The 17,829-nt window shown below is 64.1% G+C and carries 18 protein-coding genes; 2 read left to right on the top strand and 16 right to left on the bottom strand.

Annotation, left to right across the window (positions count from 1 at the left end; genetic code table 11):
* Positions 1-245: 245 nt before the first annotated feature.
* The 13 genes from CAG41_RS06040 to CAG41_RS05980 all read right to left on the bottom strand — a co-directional run bounded on the left by CAG41_RS06040 (position 246) and on the right by CAG41_RS05980 (position 10,446).
* Positions 246-1,031 carry a TatD family hydrolase gene (locus CAG41_RS06040; RefSeq protein ID WP_085656043.1) on the bottom strand — a complete coding sequence of 262 codons (786 nt, stop codon included), beginning with the start codon at positions 1,029-1,031 and terminating at the stop codon, positions 246-248.
* A gap of 14 nt (positions 1,032-1,045) precedes the next feature.
* Complete coding sequence (locus CAG41_RS06035; RefSeq protein ID WP_085578113.1) at positions 1,046-1,402, bottom strand: PilZ domain-containing protein; 357 nt, start codon at positions 1,400-1,402, stop codon at positions 1,046-1,048.
* A gap of 68 nt (positions 1,403-1,470) precedes the next feature.
* Positions 1,471-2,454: a DNA polymerase III subunit delta' gene (locus CAG41_RS06030; RefSeq protein WP_085578114.1), complete on the bottom strand. Its 984-nt coding sequence runs from the start codon at positions 2,452-2,454 to the stop codon at positions 1,471-1,473.
* Entirely contained in the window at positions 2,447-3,079 is a 633-nt protein-coding gene (tmk, locus tag CAG41_RS06025) for a dTMP kinase (RefSeq protein ID WP_085578115.1), read from the bottom strand. Before tmk ends, CAG41_RS06030 begins: the two co-directional genes overlap by 8 nt.
* Before the next feature lie 19 nt (positions 3,080-3,098).
* Positions 3,099-4,283, bottom strand: coding sequence for an endolytic transglycosylase MltG (gene mltG / locus CAG41_RS06020; protein WP_085578116.1), 1,185 nt, complete (start codon positions 4,281-4,283; stop codon positions 3,099-3,101).
* Positions 4,284-4,286: 3 nt separating this feature from the next.
* Entirely contained in the window at positions 4,287-5,102 is an 816-nt protein-coding gene (pabC, locus tag CAG41_RS06015) for an aminodeoxychorismate lyase (protein WP_085656042.1), read from the bottom strand.
* Positions 5,102-6,346 (bottom strand): beta-ketoacyl-ACP synthase II, encoded by a 1,245-nt coding sequence (gene fabF / locus CAG41_RS06010; protein ID WP_085578118.1) that lies wholly within the window; start codon positions 6,344-6,346, stop codon positions 5,102-5,104. The genes pabC and fabF overlap by 1 nt, the downstream gene beginning before the upstream one ends.
* A gap of 107 nt (positions 6,347-6,453) precedes the next feature.
* Positions 6,454-6,690, bottom strand: a complete 237-nt coding sequence (gene acpP / locus CAG41_RS06005) for an acyl carrier protein (protein ID WP_085578119.1) — start codon at positions 6,688-6,690, stop codon at positions 6,454-6,456.
* A gap of 197 nt (positions 6,691-6,887) precedes the next feature.
* Positions 6,888-7,628 carry a 3-oxoacyl-ACP reductase FabG gene (gene fabG, locus CAG41_RS06000; protein ID WP_085578120.1) on the bottom strand — a complete coding sequence of 247 codons (741 nt, stop codon included), beginning with the start codon at positions 7,626-7,628 and terminating at the stop codon, positions 6,888-6,890.
* 16 nt (positions 7,629-7,644) lie between these two features.
* Positions 7,645-8,583, bottom strand: coding sequence for an ACP S-malonyltransferase (fabD, locus tag CAG41_RS05995; RefSeq protein ID WP_085578121.1), 939 nt, complete (start codon positions 8,581-8,583; stop codon positions 7,645-7,647).
* Positions 8,584-8,707: 124 nt separating this feature from the next.
* Positions 8,708-9,718 carry a phosphate acyltransferase PlsX gene (plsX, locus tag CAG41_RS05990; RefSeq protein WP_085636725.1) on the bottom strand — a complete coding sequence of 337 codons (1,011 nt, stop codon included), beginning with the start codon at positions 9,716-9,718 and terminating at the stop codon, positions 8,708-8,710.
* Positions 9,719-9,722: 4 nt separating this feature from the next.
* Positions 9,723-9,905, bottom strand: coding sequence for a 50S ribosomal protein L32 (gene rpmF, locus CAG41_RS05985; protein ID WP_009406838.1), 183 nt, complete (start codon positions 9,903-9,905; stop codon positions 9,723-9,725).
* A gap of 13 nt (positions 9,906-9,918) precedes the next feature.
* On the bottom strand, positions 9,919-10,446 hold the full coding sequence (locus CAG41_RS05980; RefSeq protein ID WP_085578123.1) for a YceD family protein: 528 nt from the start codon (positions 10,444-10,446) through the stop codon (positions 9,919-9,921).
* Positions 10,447-10,552: 106 nt separating this feature from the next.
* On the opposite strand from CAG41_RS05980, the gene CAG41_RS05975 reads away from it, so the two are divergent.
* Positions 10,553-11,131 carry a nucleoside triphosphate pyrophosphatase gene (locus CAG41_RS05975; RefSeq protein ID WP_085629687.1) on the top strand — a complete coding sequence of 193 codons (579 nt, stop codon included), beginning with the start codon at positions 10,553-10,555 and terminating at the stop codon, positions 11,129-11,131.
* A gap of 47 nt (positions 11,132-11,178) precedes the next feature.
* Here CAG41_RS05975 and CAG41_RS05970 read toward each other — a convergent pair whose 3' ends face one another.
* The 3 genes from CAG41_RS05970 to rluC are packed head-to-tail and all read right to left on the bottom strand — an operon-like array spanning position 11,179 to position 13,801.
* Positions 11,179-12,168, bottom strand: a complete 990-nt coding sequence (locus CAG41_RS05970; RefSeq protein ID WP_085706784.1) for a S49 family peptidase — start codon at positions 12,166-12,168, stop codon at positions 11,179-11,181.
* A 24-nt stretch (positions 12,169-12,192) separates the two neighbouring features.
* Positions 12,193-12,855: an HAD-IA family hydrolase gene (locus CAG41_RS05965; RefSeq protein ID WP_085578126.1), complete on the bottom strand. Its 663-nt coding sequence runs from the start codon at positions 12,853-12,855 to the stop codon at positions 12,193-12,195.
* Positions 12,842-13,801 carry a 23S rRNA pseudouridine(955/2504/2580) synthase RluC gene (gene rluC, locus CAG41_RS05960; RefSeq protein WP_085629685.1) on the bottom strand — a complete coding sequence of 320 codons (960 nt, stop codon included), beginning with the start codon at positions 13,799-13,801 and terminating at the stop codon, positions 12,842-12,844. Before rluC ends, CAG41_RS05965 begins: the two co-directional genes overlap by 14 nt.
* 698 nt (positions 13,802-14,499) lie before the next feature.
* Between rluC and rne the strand changes: the two genes are divergently transcribed.
* Positions 14,500-17,736 carry a ribonuclease E gene (gene rne, locus CAG41_RS05950; RefSeq protein ID WP_085706783.1) on the top strand — a complete coding sequence of 1,079 codons (3,237 nt, stop codon included), beginning with the start codon at positions 14,500-14,502 and terminating at the stop codon, positions 17,734-17,736.
* Positions 17,737-17,829 lie beyond the last annotated feature (93 nt).

The raw sequence follows: 17,829 nt of genomic DNA, 5'->3' as shown, positions 1-17,829 counted from the left end.
TCGTTTCACGAACGTTTGCCCGGGAATGAGAACTCAACCGAAGCGATCGTATTCCAAATTTGTTTAAAAACCCCGGCCGACCCACTGGACTGAACGCCAGACTGATCAATACTTGAACTGTCGGGCGGCATCTCCCCCAAGTGCCGCGCCGGTAAAGGTACCAAAGGACCGCGTGCCTTTGTTTTACTCCTAATGGTCTTAACCCGGATTCACCCCCCAGAACCCGGGTTTTTTTTGCCCGCGATTCAGGCGCTTACGTGAGCCAGCGGGAACAGCCGCCTGAAGTTCGCGGTGGTCTGGGCGGCGAAACGCTCGTAGTCCTCGCCCCGCAGCATCGCCAGGAACTCTGCCACTTCCCGCACGTACTGCGGCAGGTTCGGCTTGCCCCGGTACGGGATCGGCGCGAGATACGGCGAGTCGGTCTCCACCAGCAGGCGGTCCGCCGGCACCCGGCTGGCCACATCGCGCAGCGCATCGGCGTTGCGGAACGTGACGATGCCCGACAGGGAAATGTAGTAGCCCATGTCCAGGGCGGCCTTGGCCATGTCCCAATCCTCGGTGAAGCAATGCAGCACGCCGGCCTGGGGCAGCGCCGCCTCGCGCAGCAGCGCCAGGGTGTCCTCGCGCGCTCCGCGGGTATGGATGATCACCGGCTTGCCGGTCTGCTTCGCGGCCTGCAGGTGCAGGCGGAAGGATTCCTGCTGCAGTTCGGCGGCTTCCGGTTCGTAGTGGTAGTCCAGCCCGGTCTCGCCGATGGCCACCACCTTGGGGTGATCGACTTCACGCAACAGCCAATCCAGCGCCGGCGCCGCGCCCGGCTGGACGTCCAACGGATGCACGCCCACCGAACAGTCGACGTCGTCGTAGCGTTCGGCCAGCGCTTTCACGTCGGCGGCGTTGTCGGCACTGATGCCGATGCACAGGAAGTGCCCGACACCCCGCTGCCGGGCGGCGTCCAGTGCGGCATCCAGGGAGCCGTCGTGGGCGGCGAGGTCAAGGCGATCGAGGTGGCAATGGGAATCTACAAGCATAAAAGGACTGCAACTTACATCGTATGAGTGGGACGGTCGGACTTCAGGGCTCCGGCCAGATGGGTTTCGATGCGACTGCGGGCGGTGTTGTCGCCATCGTTGAACTGCACGCCGACGCCCGCCGCGCGGTTGCCTTGCGCCCCTTTGGGGGTGATCCAGGCCACTTTGCCGGCGACCGGTATCTTTTCCGCCTCGTCCATCAGGTGCAGCAGCATGAACACCTCATCGCCCAACCGATAGCTTTTGTTGGTCGGGATGAACAGGCCGCCGTTCTTGATGAACGGCATGTAGGCGGCATACAGCACCGACTTGTCCTTGATGGTCAGGGAAAGGATGCCGTTGCGCGGCCCGGGGCTGACAGGTTCATTCATGTTGACCTCCACTGCTGATCTTCAGAGTCTAGGCACACACCGCCGCTTTTGCGGCGCTCTCGCAAGCGTCAGCGCTGGGCAGGCAAGCCCGCCCACTGCACCAGCAGCGACTCCAGCAACAGCGCCGGATTGAGGTTGGCCTTGCTCAGCACCTTCTGGCGCTGGGCCAGGATCCAGTCCTGAATGTCGAGCACTTTGCCCTGGGCGCTTTTCTGCGCCAGGTACTGCACGACCTTCTGCATGTCGCTCAGACCCAGGCCGGTTTCATCCTGGGTCAACTGATAGCGCAGGATCAGGTTCGACCAATCGCAAAACCAGTCGAACAGGCGCAGCATCGGAATATTCTTCCATTCCTCGGCCAGCTGCATCGGCGATTGCTGTTGCTTGAGCAGCTTCTTCACCCCGTCGACCACCTGCGCCCGCTGCTCGCGCACGCCCTGATTGTGCAGGGTGACCGCTGCCAGCGGCGAACCGGCGGCCAGGGTCAACAGTTCGACACGCTCGTCTTCGGAACATTCCGGCAAGGCGCCGGCCAGCCAATTCAGGCTCATCGCCTCGCCCGGCAGCGGACAGGCCTGCTGCACGCAGCGGCTCTTGATCGTCGGCAGCAGGCGGCTCGGCTGATGGCTGACCAACAGCAGTACGGTATCGCCGGAAGGCTCTTCAAGGCTCTTGAGCAAGGCGTTGGCGGCGTTGATGTTCATCGACTCCACCGGCTCGATCAGCACCACCTTGCGCCCGCCCAGTTGCGCGGTCTGCACCACAAAGCTCACCAGATCGCGCACCTGGTCGACCTTGATCGCCTTGTCGGCCTCCTCCGGCTCCAGGATGTAGTTGTCCGGATGGCTGCCGGCCTTGAGCAGCAGGCAGGATTTGCATTCGCCGCAGGCGTCCGGTGTCGGGCGCTGGCACAACAGGCTGGCCATCAGCCGTTCGGCCAACGCCCGCTTGCCGATGCCGGCAGGCCCGTGCAGCAAGTAGGCGTGGGCGTGCTGGCTGCGTCCGGCCAGTTGCTGCCAAAGGCTGTCCTGCCAGGGGTAGGCTTCAGCCACGGCTGCGCTCCAGGAGACGCGGCAGCAAGGCGTCGAGGGATTGCTGAACCTGCGCCAAGGGCTGCGCGGCATCGATCAGCACATAGCGCTTTGGGTCAGCCTCGGCCCGCTTGAGGAACGCGCCGCGCACCGCTTCGAAAAACGCCTGACCTTCCAGCTCGAACCGATCCAACCGGCCACGGGCAGCGGCCCGGGCCAGACCGACGTCCACCGGCAAATCGAAAACCAACGTGAAGTCCGGACGCAGATCGCCCTGGACAAAGCTTTCCAGCGCGGCGATGCGCTCCAGCGACAAACCACGGCCGCCGCCCTGGTACGCATAGGTCGAATCGGTGAAGCGGTCGCACAGCACCACCGCTCCCCGGGCCAGCGCCGGACGGATCACTTCGGCCAGGTGCTGGGCACGGGCGGCGAACACCAGCAGCAGTTCGGCGTCGGAGTTCATGACTTCGTCGGCCGGGGCCAACAGCACCTCGCGGATGCGTTCGGCCAGCGGCGTACCGCCGGGCTCGCGGGTCAGCACCACTTCGATGCCGGCGGCGCGCAGCCGCTCGGCGAGGTATTCGCGGTTGGTGCTTTTGCCGGCGCCTTCCGGGCCTTCCAGGGTGATAAACAAGCCAGTCACGGACAGTCCTTCATCAAATTCATTGCGTCGTTTGCGGAGCGGTCGCCTCAGGGGCCGGCGCCGGCTCCTGCGGCGGAACCGGCGGCAACGATTCCGGCGCAGCATCGGGCGCGGCGGCGGGGATCACGTCATCGCCTGCCGGTGCGGTCTCCTGCGTCGGTGCCTGGCCGGCCGGCGCAGGGCTGGAGCGGTAATCGGCACGGCGCTTGAGCTGAAACTCGCGCACCGCGTTGTTGTGCGCCTCCAGATCGTCGGAGAACACATGGCTGCCGTCGCCCCGGGCGACAAAATACAGGCTGTTGCCTTCCACCGGGTTGAGGGCGGCATGGATCGCCTCGCGTCCGACCATGGCGATCGGCGTCGGCGGCAATCCTGGAATCACATAGGTGTTGTACGGCGTGGCTTCCTTGAGATGGGCCCGGGTCAGTTTGCCGGTGTAGCGGTCGCCCAGCCCGTAGATCACGGTCGGGTCGGTCTGCAGCTGCATCCCGAGCGCCATGCGCCGCACGAACACGCCCGCGATCTGGCCGCGCTCCTGAGGCACGCCGGTTTCCTTCTCCACCAGCGAAGCCATGATCAGCGCCTGGTAAGGCTCGGTGTAAGGTGCATCGGCCGAGCGGTTCTCCCACTCCTTGGCCAACACTTCGTCCAGGCGGTCGAAGGCCTTCTTGAGCAGTTCGGTGTCGCTCATGCCACGCACGAAACGGTAGGTGTCCGGGAAGAAACGGCCTTCCGGGAACAAGCCGCGATGGCCGATCTTCTCCATCACCTGGCTGTCGCTGAGGCCGTTGAGGGTCTGTTCGAGCTTCTCGTCCTTGGCCAAGGCGGCGCGCACCTGATGGAAGTTCCAGCCTTCGACCAGGGTCAGGCTGTACTGAACCACATCGCCCCGCTTCCACAACTCGATCAGCCCGTTGACGGTCATGCCCGGCTGCATGCGGTATTCACCGCTGTGAATCGGGGTTCCGGCCAGGTTGAATCGCCAATAGACCCGCAGCCAGAAAGCGTCCTTGATGACGCCGTCCGCTTCGAGCCCGAGGAACGTGCGGGTGGGGGTCGACCCCTTGGGAACATTCAGCAGTTCTTCCTGCGTGATGTTCAGCGGCTGTTCCAGCGCCGAATGGATCTTCCAGGCGCTGGCGCCCATCAGCAGCCCTGCCAGAACCAGTCCGGTCTCCAGCAGCAGCAAAAGTTTACGTCTCACGAATCAGGCATCCAGTAGCGCGCGGGCAATGGTTTGCAGTTTACGGGTGAGCGGACCAACCGGCCAGCTCAGTGCAGCGCAGGCACGTACCGGCCAGACGCCATAGACGCTGTTGCAGACAAACACTTCATCGGCCCATTGCAGCTGTTCGAGGCCGATGTCGGTGATTTGGGTGGCAATTCCGAGGGCACGGGCCTGTGACAGCAGCTCGGCGCGCATCACGCCGGCCACCCCGCAGCGCTTCAGGTCCGCCGTGACCAGGACGCCGTCGCGCACCAGGAACAGGTTGCTGAACACACCCTCGATCACCCGGCCGGCCTGGTCGAGCATCAAGCCTTCGGCGTGCTCGCTGTCCTGCCATTCGCTGCGGGCGATGACCTGTTCGAGTCGGTTGAGGTGCTTGAGCCCGGCGAGGAGCGGCTGGTGGGAAAGGCGCGTGCTGCACGGAAACAGGCGGATGCCCTGCTCACCGTGGGCGGCGGGATAGGACGGCGCAGGGCTGGCCTGCAGAATGCGCCGCCCCGGCGCCGTCGTGTCGGGCGCGTAACCGCGCTGGCCGTCGCCCCGGGTGAGGATGAGCTTGAGCACACCCTCCCCCATCGCAAGCGCATAGCTCGACAGCTCATCGCGGATCCGCTCGGGATCGGCCGCGATGGCCAGGCGCGAACAGCCTTCGGCCAGACGCGCCAGATGCCGGTCCAGCAGCAACGGTTGCCCGCCCCGCACGGCGATGGTCTCGAAAAGACCGTCGCCGTAGGCCAGGCCGCGATCTTTCAGCGACAGTGCGTCAGCCGGTTGACCGTCGACCCAGCAGTCCATCAGCCGGCGAACCGACGGAACGCCAACGTGCCGTTGGTGCCGCCGAACCCGAAGGAGTTGGACAGCACGACGTCGATGTCCATGTTGCGCGCGGTGTGCGGCACGAAATCGAGGTCGCAGCCATCGTCCGGCTCATCCAGGTTGATCGTCGGCGGCGCCACCTGGCTGTTGATCGCCAGCACGCTGAAGATCGCCTCGACCGCGCCCGCCGCACCCAGCAGGTGGCCGGTCATGGACTTGGTCGAACTGACCGCCAGCCGGTAGGCATGGTCGCCGAACACGGTCTTGATCGCCTGGGCTTCGGCGAGGTCGCCGGCCGGGGTCGAGGTGCCGTGGGCGTTGATGTACTGCACCTGGTCGGCGTTGATCTTCGCGTCGCGCAGCGCATTGGTGATGCAGCGCGCGGCACCGGCGCCGTCGGCGGGCGGCGACGTCATGTGGTAGGCGTCGCCGCTGGTGCCGAAGCCGATCAGCTCGGCGTAGATGGTCGCGCCGCGGGCCTTGGCGTGCTCCAGCTCCTCAAGCACCAGGGCGCCGGCGCCGTCGGACAGCACGAAACCGTCACGGCCCTTGTCCCATGGACGGCTGGCGCGGGTCGGCTCGTCATTGCGGGTCGACAGCGCACGGGAGGCACCGAATCCGCCCATGCCCAAGCCGCAGGCGGCCATTTCGGCACCGCCGGCGATCATCACGTCGGCTTCGCCGTACATGATGTTGCGGGCGGCCATGCCGATGCAGTGCGTGCCGGTGGTGCAGGCCGTCGCGATGGCGTAGTTGGGGCCCTGTGCACCCAGGTGGATCGACAGGAAACCGGAAATCATGTTGATGATCGAGCCCGGCACGAAGAACGGGGAAATCCGGCGTGGGCCGGTCTCATGCAACGTGCGGCTGGTCTCTTCGATGTTGGTCAGTCCGCCGATGCCCGAACCCATGGCCACGCCGATGCGTTCGCGGTTGGCGTCGGTGACTTCCAGGCCGGCGTTGCGCACGGCCTGAAAGCCCGCCGCGAGACCGTACTGAATGAACAGGTCGAGCTTGCGCGCTTCCTTGACCGACAGGTATTCCTCGACATTGAAGCCCTTTACCGAGCCGCCGAAACGGGTGGAATAGGCAGAAAGGTCGGTGTGTTCGATCAGACCAATGCCACTGCGGCCAGCCAGAATGCCCTGCCAACTGCTCGGCACGTCCGTGCCCAGTGGCGACAACATACCCATACCGGTGACTACGACGCGTCTACGCGACACAGCACTCTCCTTTTTCAAATGACGATTTGCATCAGACCTAAAGAAAAAACCGCACGCCATGATGGCAGTGCGGTTTTTCCATGACAGCGAACAACGATTACAAACTATTACGCCTGATGAGCGTTAACGTAATCGATTGCAGCTTGTACGGTAGTGATCTTCTCGGCTTCTTCGTCAGGGATTTCGGTCTCGAATTCCTCTTCCAGAGCCATCACCAGCTCAACGGTGTCAAGGGAGTCGGCACCCAGGTCGTCAACGAAGGAAGATTCGTTCTTCACTTCTTCTTCTTTAACACCCAGTTGCTCGGCAACGATTTTCTTGACGCGCTCTTCGATGGTGCTCATACCTTGTTTTCACTCCTAATGGACAAATTCAGGCAGCTGGCCAGTGGGTAAGTGTATAGAAAGGCTTTTCAGCTTTTCAACTGAAAGCTTCACTCCTCGAACCCTGCGGCCCCCTGCCTATAAAATAGATTGCAGCTTTATAACGGATTTTAGACAGCTCGTATGACATTTTTTTGAAGCAATCCGTCACATTTGTCTTACATGTACATCCCGCCGTTCACCGGGATTGTAGCCCCGGTCACGTATGCCGCGCCGTCGGAGGCAAGGAAAGCGACCACGGATGCGATCTCTTGAGCCTGCCCCAGACGACCCAGCGGAATTTGCGTCTGCAAGGCTTCACGCTGCGCTTCCGGCAGCTCGCGGGTCATATCGGTATCGATGAACCCTGGGGTCACCGAGTTGACCGTAATCGAACGCGAACCGACTTCACGAGCCATCGCACGGCTGAAACCTTCCAGACCGGCCTTGGCGGCCGCATAGTTTACTTGCCCGGCGTTGCCCATGGCACCCACCACCGAGCCGATACTGATGATCCGCCCCCAACGCGCCTTGGTCATGCCGCGCAGAACGCCCTTGGACAGGCGATACAGACTGTTCAGGTTGGTATCGATCACGTCGTACCATTCGTCGTCTTTCATGCGCATCATCAGGTTGTCACGGGTGATGCCGGCATTGTTGACCAGGATCGCCGGCGCACCGAACTGCTCCTGGATGCTTGCCAGCACCGCGCTGACCGATTCGTCGCTGGTGACGTTGAGTTCCAGGCCGGTGCCCTGGATGCCGTGTTCCTTCAGGGTGGCGGCGATGCGCTCGGCGCCCGAGGCGGAGGTCGCGGTGCCGACGACGATGGCGCCTTGACGACCCAGTTCCAGGGCGATGGCCTGGCCGATGCCACGGCTGGCGCCGGTGACCAGTGCAACTTTACCTTGCAGACTCATGCAAGCTTCTCCTGATTCAGGCCAGCGCTGCGCGGGCGGCAGCGAAAGCGTCTGGGGTGTTGAGGTTGGAGGTCGATACGCCTTCGGCGCAGCGCTTGTTCAGACCGGCCAGGACTTTGCCCGGACCGCATTCGACCAGGCTGGTGGCGCCATGAGCGGCCAGGGTCTGCACGGACTCGACCCAACGCACCGGCTTGTACAACTGCTCCAGCAGATCGCGCTTGAGGGTGTCCAGATCCGCCGGCACCTGCGCGCTGACGTTCTGCACCACCGGGATCTGCGGCGCCTGCCAATCGATGGCGGCGACGGCTTCGGCGAAGCGCTCGGCGGCCGGACGCATCAGCTCGCAGTGCGACGGCACGCTGACCGGCAGCGGCATGGCACGCTTGGCGCCCTTGGCCTTGCAGAGCTCGATGGCGCGGTCGACGGCTGCCTTGGCGCCGGCGATCACCACCTGGCCCGGCGAGTTGAAGTTGACTGCGCTGACCACTTCGCCCTGTGCCGCTTCGGCGCAGGCAGCCCGCACGTCGGCGTCTTCCAGGCCGAGGATGGCGGCCATGCCGCCCTGGCCGGCCGGAACCGCTTCCTGCATCAGTTGGCCGCGGCGCTCGACGAGCTTGACCGCATCGGCCAGGCTCAGGCTGCCGGCAGCGACCAGCGCGCTGTACTCGCCCAGGCTGTGGCCGGCGACGAACGCCGGACGCGCGCCGCCTTCAGCCAGCCACAGGCGCCACAGGGCGATGGAGGCGGTCAGGATGGCGGGTTGGGTTTTGTCGGTCTGGTTGAGCAGCTCTTCCGGGCCCTGCTGGGTCAATGCCCAGAGGTCGTAGCCCAAGGCGTCGGAGGCCTCTTTGAAGGTTTCGAGGATCAACGGATGTTCCGCGCCCAGCTCGGCCAGCATGCCGAGGGACTGCGAACCCTGTCCTGGAAAGACGAATGCGAGGGAAGCAGACATGTAACAAGCCCCTAATGATCTTGTCGTCGAAGAATTGGCGCCCCGCCGGGGGACGCAAGAAACTGACAGTTGGATGGCCCTTTGAACCGGGCGGTCACATTTAAGCATTGTCCGACGAAAACGCCTAAGACAACAAATCACCCAGACGACCGTGAAGACGCTCGGGCAGGTTCTCCTGAATTTCGATCAGGGCACGCTGAATGGCGCTCTGAAAGCCCTGCACCCCTGCCGAACCGTGACTTTTCACCACAATGCCCTGCAACCCGAGGAAACTCGCGCCGTTGTGCCGTGCCGGCGCCAGATCGGCCTGCAAACGCTTCATCAACGGCAACGCCAGCGCGCCGACCGCACGGGACGCCAGGTTTTTCCTGAACAGCGCCTCGATCCGCGCCGCGATCATCGCCGCCAGGCCTTCGCTGGACTTGAGCAGGATGTTGCCGACGAAGCCGTCGCACACCACAACATCCGCCTCGCCCCGGTACAGCCCGTCCCCCTCGACGAACCCGATGTAATGGATGCCCCGGGCCGCCTGCAGCAGCGTGGCCGCCAGCTTGACCTGCTGGTTGCCCTTGATGTCTTCAGTGCCGATGTTCAGCAACGCCACCCGCGGACGGGCGATGCCCAGGGTCTGCGCCGCCACCGAGCCCATCACCGCGAACTGCAGCAGATGCTCGGCGCTGCAGTCGACGTTGGCGCCCAGGTCGAGCAGCTGGCAATAGCCTGTCTGGGTCGGGATGGCCGCGACCATCGCCGGACGGTCAATGCCGGGCAAGGTCTTGAGCACGAAGCGGGAGAGCGCCATCAGCGCGCCGGTGTTGCCGGCGCTGACGCAGGCCTGGGCCTTGCCGTCGCGCAGCAGCTCAAGGGCGACGCGCATCGACGAGTCCGGTTTGCCGCGCAGGGCCTGGGCGGGTTTTTCGTCCATGGTGACGACTTCGGACGCCGGCATGATCGTCAGGCGCGAGCGATCCGCAGCCGACTGGCCGCTGAGCAGTTCTTCAAGCAGGGAGGGTTGACCGACGAGGGTCAGGTGCAGCGAGGGTGTGGCGGAGAGGCAAGCGAGGCTGGCCTGAACAATGCTGCGGGGACCGAAGTCCCCGCCCATTGCGTCAATCGCGATGACTTGAGCGGACAAGTGATTACTCGTCGGCGCCCTTGTCGATCACTTTACGGCCACGGTATACGCCTTCTGGCGATACGTGGTGACGCAGGTGTACTTCACCGGTGGTTTTTTCCACGGACAGAGCGTTCGCCTCGAGAGCGTCGTGCGAACGGCGCATGTCACGGGCAGAGCGGGATTTTTTGTTCTGCTGAACAGCCATAATTGATTAACTCCTAAACGTTTGGGTCACGCTTTAACTGCGCCAATACACTGAACGGGTTGGACCGCGTTACCTCGTCCTCGCTCGGCTCGGGCTCATCTGCGCCCGCCGGCTGCTGGCATTCTTCCGGATGATGAGCAGGCACAATGGGCAAGGCGAGCAGAAGCTCTTCCTCGATCAGTGACTGCAGATCCAAAGGATCTTCGCCCAGTTCCAGCACGTCATAACCTTTCGGTAACGACTGGGTATTCGCACCCTCCTTCACCACCGCGTAACTGCATTCGCTGTGGATCGGCAGGGTGACCAGCTCAAGACAACGCTGGCAAACCATTTTGACTTCAGTGTCGATAACGCTGTGGATCACCACGGCATTACGTTCATCTCGTTCAAAAACGAATTTGGCCTGCACCGTACCGACATCGTCGGAAAGCGGGTCGCAGAGTCTCTCCAAATCGGCCAGCAGCAGCTCACCTTGAAGGGTGGCGCCACGATCAGCCAATTTGCGCGGGTCAACGTGAGGTGGAATCGGGTCATTCAACATAGGCGCAGCATTATAGGGATGCCCCCGCCCATGTCAAAGGAAATTCCGCCCTGTCCGTCAGTTGCCTGCCTCCGCTAGAATCCCGCCCCTGCCTCAGGAGACGCGAATGCTGCCTTTATTACTCGCTTCAAGCTCGACGTACCGCCGGGAATTGCTCAGCCGCCTGCGCCTGCCGTTCACCTGCCGCTCGCCGGACATCGACGAAAGCCACCGCCCGGGCGAGTCCGCCACCGAGCTGGTCAAACGCCTCGCCGAACAGAAGGCCCGCGCCCTTGCCGGCAGCCACCCCGACCACCTGATCATCGGTTCCGACCAAGTCGCCGTGCTCGGCGAGCGCATCATCGGCAAGCCGCACACCTTCGAAAAGGCCCGCGAACAACTGCTGGCCGCCAGCGGCGCCGGCGTCACCTTCCTCACCGGCCTGGCCCTGCTCAACAGCCGCACAGGCCACTGCCAGATCGACTGCATCCCTTTCACCGTGCACATGCGCACCCTGGACGAAGCCCGCATCGAACGCTACCTGCGCGCCGAGCAGCCGTACGACTGCGCCGGCAGCTTCAAGGCCGAAGGCCTGGGCGTGAGCCTGTTCCAGCGCACCGAAGGCCCGGACGCCACCAGCCTGGTCGGCCTGCCGCTGATCCGCCTGACCGACATGCTGCTGGCCGAGGGCGTGCAAATCCCTTGACCACAAAAAACCGGCCCTCAAGGCCGGTTTCCGTTGTCAGCGAGCGCTCAGCGCAGCGACGGACCGTGAAAGCCCATCCACATCGCCAACTGCTCGGCCACGCTGGCGCCGAGCTTCTTGGAGAAACGGTCGAACGGCGATTCCTGCACCGTGAAGTCCACCAACTCCTTTTCGCCGATCACGTCACGGGCCACCGAACTGGCGTTGCCCAGCCCGTCGATCAACCCCAGCGGCAAGGCCTGCTCGCCGGACCAGACCAGGCCGGAAAAGAGCTCAGGGTGCTCCTTGTCCTTGAGCCGGTCGCCACGCCCCTTCTTGACGCTGTTGATGAACTGCTGATGCGTCGTGTCCAGCACTCCTTGCCAGAACGCGGTCTCTTCAGGCTTCTGCGGCTGGAACGGATCCAGGAATGACTTGTGCTCACCAGAAGTGTAGGTGCGACGCTCGACCCCCAGCTTCTCCATGGTGCCGACGAAGCCGTAACCCGCCGCCGTCACGCCGATGGAGCCCACCAGACTGGCCTTGTCGGCATAGATCTGGTCCGCCGCACTGGCGATGTAGTAGGCACCGGACGCCCCGAGATCGGAAATCACCGCATACAGCTTGGTGTCCGGATTGAGGCCGCGCAGGCGCTTGATCTCGTCGTACACGTACCCGGACTGCACCGGACTGCCGCCAGGACTGTTGATCCGCAGGATCACGCCCTTGACCGTCTTGTCCTCGAACGCCGCCCTCAGGCTGCCGACGATGTTGTCGGCGCTGGCCGGCTCCTTGTCGGCGATCATGCCGTTGATGTCGATCAACGCCGTGTAGTTCGAGCCGCGGGTGGCGTTCTTTTCAATGTCCATCAGCGGCGTGAACAGGATCAACGCAACGAACAAGTACACGAACGTCAGCAGCTTGAAGAAGATCCCCCAGCGCCGCGAGCGGCGTTGTTCCTGCACGCTGGCCAGGAGGGTCTTCTCCAGCAGCTTCCAGCTCTTTGCGTCACCGTCGTCGGCACTTGCCTTGGCCGGTGCTTTCCATTCGTCGGTCATGCCATCCACCCCAGCGAAAACGTATTAGGCCTGCTGCCCCAGCCAGGCATGCAATTGGGAAAAGCGATCGATCGCCAGGCGCGGCTCGAACACCTGCAACGCCTCGATCGGCTGAGCGCCGTAACTGACCGCCACCGACCCCATGCCGGCGTTGCGCGCCATCTGCAGGTCGAAGGAAGAGTCCCCGACCATCAGCGCCTGCGCAGGCTCCACGCCGCAATGGGCGAGGATCTGCTCAAGCATCAGCGGGTGCGGCTTGCTCGCGGTCTCGTCGGCGGCGCGGGTGATATCGAAATAATCTTCCCAGCCGTGCGCCCTCAGCACCCGATCCAGACCGCGCCGGGCCTTGCCGGTCGCCACCGCCAGGCGGTAGCCGTCGGCGCGGAACGATTCCAGCGATTCCGCCACGCCCTCGAACAGCGGCGAAGGCACGGCTTCGGCAGCGATGTAGTGATCGGCGTAGTGCCCGCGGAAGGCGATCAGTTCATCATCGCCGATCTCCGGGTACAGCGTGCGGATCGCCTCGGGCAACCCCAGCCCGATGATGCCCTTGACGGCAGAATCATCGCGCAATTCAAAGCCGGAACGCTCGGAGGCGACGTGCATCGCCTCGACGATCCGACCGATGGAATCGGCCAGCGTGCCGTCCCAATCGAAGATCAGCAGCTCGTAGTCAGGGTGCCGCACTGAGTCGCTCCACGGTCTTGGCCCACATGTCGTCCACCGGGGCCTGCAATTTCAGTTCACCGCCGTCGGGCAGCGGCACCGTCAGCATGTACGCATGCAGAAACAGACGCTTGCCGCCCAGCTCGCGGATTTCCTTGGTGAAATCGTCATCGCCGTACTTGCTGTCACCGGCGATGCAATGCCCGGCATGCAGGGTGTGCACGCGGATCTGGTGGGTACGCCCGGTCACCGGCTTGGCCTCGACCATGGTCGCGAACTCGCCGAAGCGACGCAGCACCTTGAACACGGTCAACGCTTCCTTGCCCTCGTCGTTGACCTCGACCATGCGCTCACCGGAACGCAGGTTGCTCTTGAGCAACGGCGCCCGCACCTGCTTGATCGATGTGGCCCAATGGCCGCGTACCAGCGCCATGTACCGTTTGTCGACGCCGTCGCCGCGCAATTGCTCGTGCAAGTGGCGCAGCATGCTGCGCTTCTTGGCGATCATCAGCAGGCCGGAGGTGTCGCGGTCGAGGCGGTGCACCAGCTCCAGCTCCTTGGCATCCGGACGCAACTGACGAAAGGCCTCGATCACGCCGAAGTTCAGCCCGCTGCCGCCGTGGACCGCAATGCCGGCAGGCTTGTTGATCACGATCAGGGCCTTGTCTTCGTAGACGATCGACTCTTCCAGGCGCTGCAGCAGGCCCTGGGCGACCGGCACCGGCTCGTCGCGCTCAGGCACGCGAACCGGCGGCACGCGCACGACATCGCCGGCCTGCAGCTTGTACTCAGGCTTGATCCGGCCCTTGTTCACGCGCACTTCGCCCTTGCGCAAAATGCGGTAAATCAATGTCTTGGGCACACCCTTGAGGCGGGCGAGAAGGAAATTGTCGATTCGTTGGCCGGCATATTCCGGCGAGACCTCAAGCATTTGAACGCCGGAAGTCGGAGGGGTCGTAGTCGTCATGGCGCGGATGATAACAATTTTTATGGAATTGAAGCACTTAATCATTGCTGCTATAGTCGCGAACGCCGCCAAAAGCGGCCTGGACAGCGGAACCACGGTCAAAGACCGGCCCTGACCAACGCAATTCACCAGGACGCAAGGCCGTCCTACGGGGCTTTCGCTACGTAACGGTGGAGTTTGCAGATGCAACGAGCGCAGGTGACATGAGGCCTGATTCACGCCGCCAGGCAGAGTTTCCACTCGCCAGGCGCGCCATATTCACGGCCAGTTCACAAAGTGCAGTCGTCTGCGGATGACCCCGAGCGAAGGCGTCGGAAACATCGCCTGAAAAGCCATGATGCGTGACCTCCCCAAACCGGAGCTCACGGTAAATGCCAACCCGCTGCGGATTCTGCGCGCGGCAGCACCCGAATTATCAGGGATACGTGTAGGGTGGAGATGCACAACCGCTGGACTGCGTAGCGACAGGCTTTATCAAGACGCTTCATCCCGTCCGCAGCCGCCGGTTGATTCCTCCTCCTGACTGAGTGCTTAAGTAGCCACAGCAAGCAGGACGCGTACGTCGCGATACCCGCGCCACAGGCCGGACATCGCTGGACACGGGAATGGCCAGCCACTCCCGACGCACCTGACACCGACCGTGAGAAGTCGTGTGTGCCGAACGCCGTTTCCGGCAGCCCGGAAACCGACGGTACTACATGAAAAGAATGCTGATTAACGCAACTCAACCCGAAGAGTTGCGTGTTGCCCTGGTAGACGGCCAGCGCCTCTACGACCTGGACATCGAGTCCGGTGCCCGCGAGCAGAAGAAGGCCAACATCTACAAGGGCCGCATCACTCGCATCGAACCTAGCCTCGAGGCCGCCTTCGTCGATTTCGGCTCCGAGCGCCACGGCTTCCTGCCCCTTAAAGAAATCTCCCGCGAATACTTCAAGAAAGCTCCCGAAGGCCGCGTCAACATCAAGGACGTCCTGAGCGAAGGCCAGGAAGTCATCGTCCAGGTCGAGAAAGAAGAGCGTGGCAACAAGGGCGCCGCCCTGACCACCTTCATCAGCCTGGCCGGCCGTTACCTCGTCCTGATGCCGAACAACCCGCGTGCCGGCGGCATCTCCCGCCGCATCGAAGGCGAAGAGCGCAACGAACTGCGCGAAGCGCTGAACGGCCTGGTGGCTCCGGCCGACATGGGTCTGATCGTGCGCACCGCAGGCCTTGGCCGCAGCAGCGAAGAGATGCAGTGGGACCTCGACTACCTGCTGCAGCTGTGGACCGCCATCAAGGAAGCCTCGCTTGACCGTTCCGCGCCGTTCCTGATCTACCAGGAAAGCAACGTCATCATCCGCGCCATCCGCGACTACCTGCGCCAGGACATCGGCGAAGTGCTGATCGACAGCGTCGAAGCCCAGGACGAAGCCCTGACCTTCATCCGCCAGGTGATGCCGCAGTACGCCAGCAAGATCAAGCTGTACGAAGACAGCGTGCCGCTGTTCAACCGTTTCCAGATCGAAAGCCAGATCGAGACCGCCTTCCAGCGCGTCGTCGAACTGCCGTCCGGCGGCTCCATCGTCATCGACCCGACCGAAGCCCTGGTGTCCATCGACATCAACTCGGCGCGCGCCACCAAAGGCAGCGACATCGAAGAGACCGCCCTGCAGACCAACCTTGAAGCCGCCGAAGAGATCGCCCGTCAGTTGCGCCTGCGCGACATCGGCGGCCTGATCGTCATCGACTTCATCGACATGACCCCGGCCAAGAACCAGCGCGCCGTGGAAGAGAAAGTCCGCGAATGCCTGGAAGCCGACCGCGCCCGCGTGCAGATCGGCCGCATCTCGCGCTTCGGCCTGCTGGAGATGTCCCGTCAGCGCCTGCGTCCGTCCCTGGGCGAAAGCAGCGGCATCGTCTGCCCGCGCTGCAGCGGCACCGGCATCATCCGTGACGTCGAGTCGCTGTCCCTGGCGATCCTGCGCCTGATCGAAGAAGAAGCCCTGAAAGACCGCACCGCCGAAGTCCGCGCCCAGGTGCCGATCCCGGTGGCCGCGTTCCTGCTCAACGAAAAACGCAACTCGATCACCAAGATCGAACTGCGCACCCGCGCCCGCATCGTCATCCTGCCGAACGACCACCTCGAAACCCCGCATTTCGAAGTTCAGCGCCTGCGCGACGACAACCCGGAAGCGGCGAACAACCAGTCCAGCTACGAGATCGCCGCTGCCGCCGCCGAAGCCGAAGAAGCCCAGCCGACCGCCGCGACCCGCACCCTGGTACGTCAGGAAGCGGCCGTCAAGACCGCTCCGGCCCGCGCCAACGCTCCGGTTCCGACCGAAGCCGTCGCCCCGGCCCCTGTGGCCCCGGCCCCTGTCGCTGCGCCTGAGCCAAGCCTGTTCAAGGGCCTGGTGAAATCCCTGGTCAGCCTGTTCGCCAGCAAGGAAGAGCCTGCCGCTCCGGTCGCGGTCGAAAAACCGGCCACCGAACGCCCGGCCCGCAACGAAGAACGCCGCAACGGCCGGCAACAGAGCCGCAACCGTAACGGTCGCCGCGACGAAGACCGCAAGCCGCGCGAAGAGCGTGCGCCGCGTGAAGAACGTGCACCGCGCGAGCCTCGTGAAGAGCGTCAGCCACGCGAAGCCCGTGAGCCACGTGAACTGCGTGAGCCTCGCGAAGCCCGTGACGATGCGCCGGCTGCCCGCGAAGAGCGCGCACCGCGTGCCCCGCGTGAAGAACGTGCGCCACGCGCACCGCGCGAAGACCGCAAGCCACGCGGCGAGCGTGAAGAGCGCGTGCGCGAACTGCGCGAGCCTCTGGATGCCGCACCGGCCGCCGCCGCTGAAGAGCGTCCGGCGCGTCAGCCACGCGAAGAGCGTGCGCCGCGTCCTCCGCGTGAAGAGCGTCAACCGCGTGCCGAGCAGGCCGCTGCCGCCGTGGCGGAAGAGGAACTGAACGCACAACCGGTCGTCGGCGAAGAGCAACTGCCGGAAGACGGTTCGGAAAGCGCCGAAGGCGACCGCCCACGCCGCCGTTCCCGTGGCCAGCGCCGTCGCAGCAACCGTCGCGAGCGTCAGCGTGATGCCAACGGCAACGTGATCGAAGGTTCGGACGAGTCCGAATCCGGCGAAAACGTACCGACGCCAGCCGCTGCCGACCTGGCCGCCGGCCTGGCGGTCACCGCTGCCGTCGCCGGCACCGTGATCAGCGCACCGGCCGAAGCCGAGGCCAACGAACAGGCCGAACGCGCCACCGCCGCCGTCCAGGACGCTGCACCAGCGGAAGCGCCGGTCGTCGAAGCGACCTCGCCGGTGGAAGCGATTGCCGCACCGGAAGTCGAAGTGGCTCCGGCCCGCGAAGAACAGCCTCAGGCTGAAGCGGTCGCCGAACCAGCCGTCGCCGAGGCACCGGTCGTTGTCGAAGAGTCGGTTGTCGAAACCGTCGCTGAAACCGTGACCGAAACCGTGCGTGAAGTCCGCGAAGAGCAGACCGCATTCAACTGGGCCGCCGAGCCTGCTGCCGAACCTGCCGTCGCCGAAACGCCTGCGCCTGCCGTTGAGGCAGCGCCGGTTGAAGAAGCCAAGGTAGAGGAAGCGGCTGTCGAGCCGGCTCCAGCCGTCGAAGAAGCGCCAGCCGTCGCCGAAGCTGCACCAGCGGCAGAAGCGGCTCCGGCCAGCGCCCTGAGCCCGAGCGGCCGCGCACCGAACGACCCACGTGAAGTGCGTCGCCGCAAGCGTGAAGCGGAAGCCGCTGCTGCAGCCGCCGCTGCCGCAACCGTTGCCGTCGTGGAGCCGGTCGCTGAAGCCGTGGTCGAGGCAGCCCCTGCCCCGGTCGCCGAAGAAGCCACTGCGCCGGTTGAGTCCGTGATCGACGAAGCGCCGCGCTCCGTACAGGAAGCGGTCGAGCAGCACGAACGGTCCGAGGAAAAAGAACACGAGAGCAAACCGCTCGTCTGATTCCGACAGCCGTTAAAAAGCCCCGCCTGGTGATCCAGGCGGGGCTTTTTTTGCCTTCGCGAACTGTGAATCCCCTGCTCGCTCCTACAGGGG

This window comes from Pseudomonas sp. B35(2017) (assembly GCF_002113645.1).
Taxonomy (GTDB): domain Bacteria; phylum Pseudomonadota; class Gammaproteobacteria; order Pseudomonadales; family Pseudomonadaceae; genus Aquipseudomonas; species Aquipseudomonas ekonensis.
The sequence above is the reverse complement of the archived record's forward strand: the minus strand, read 5'-3'. Positions and strand labels throughout refer to the sequence as shown.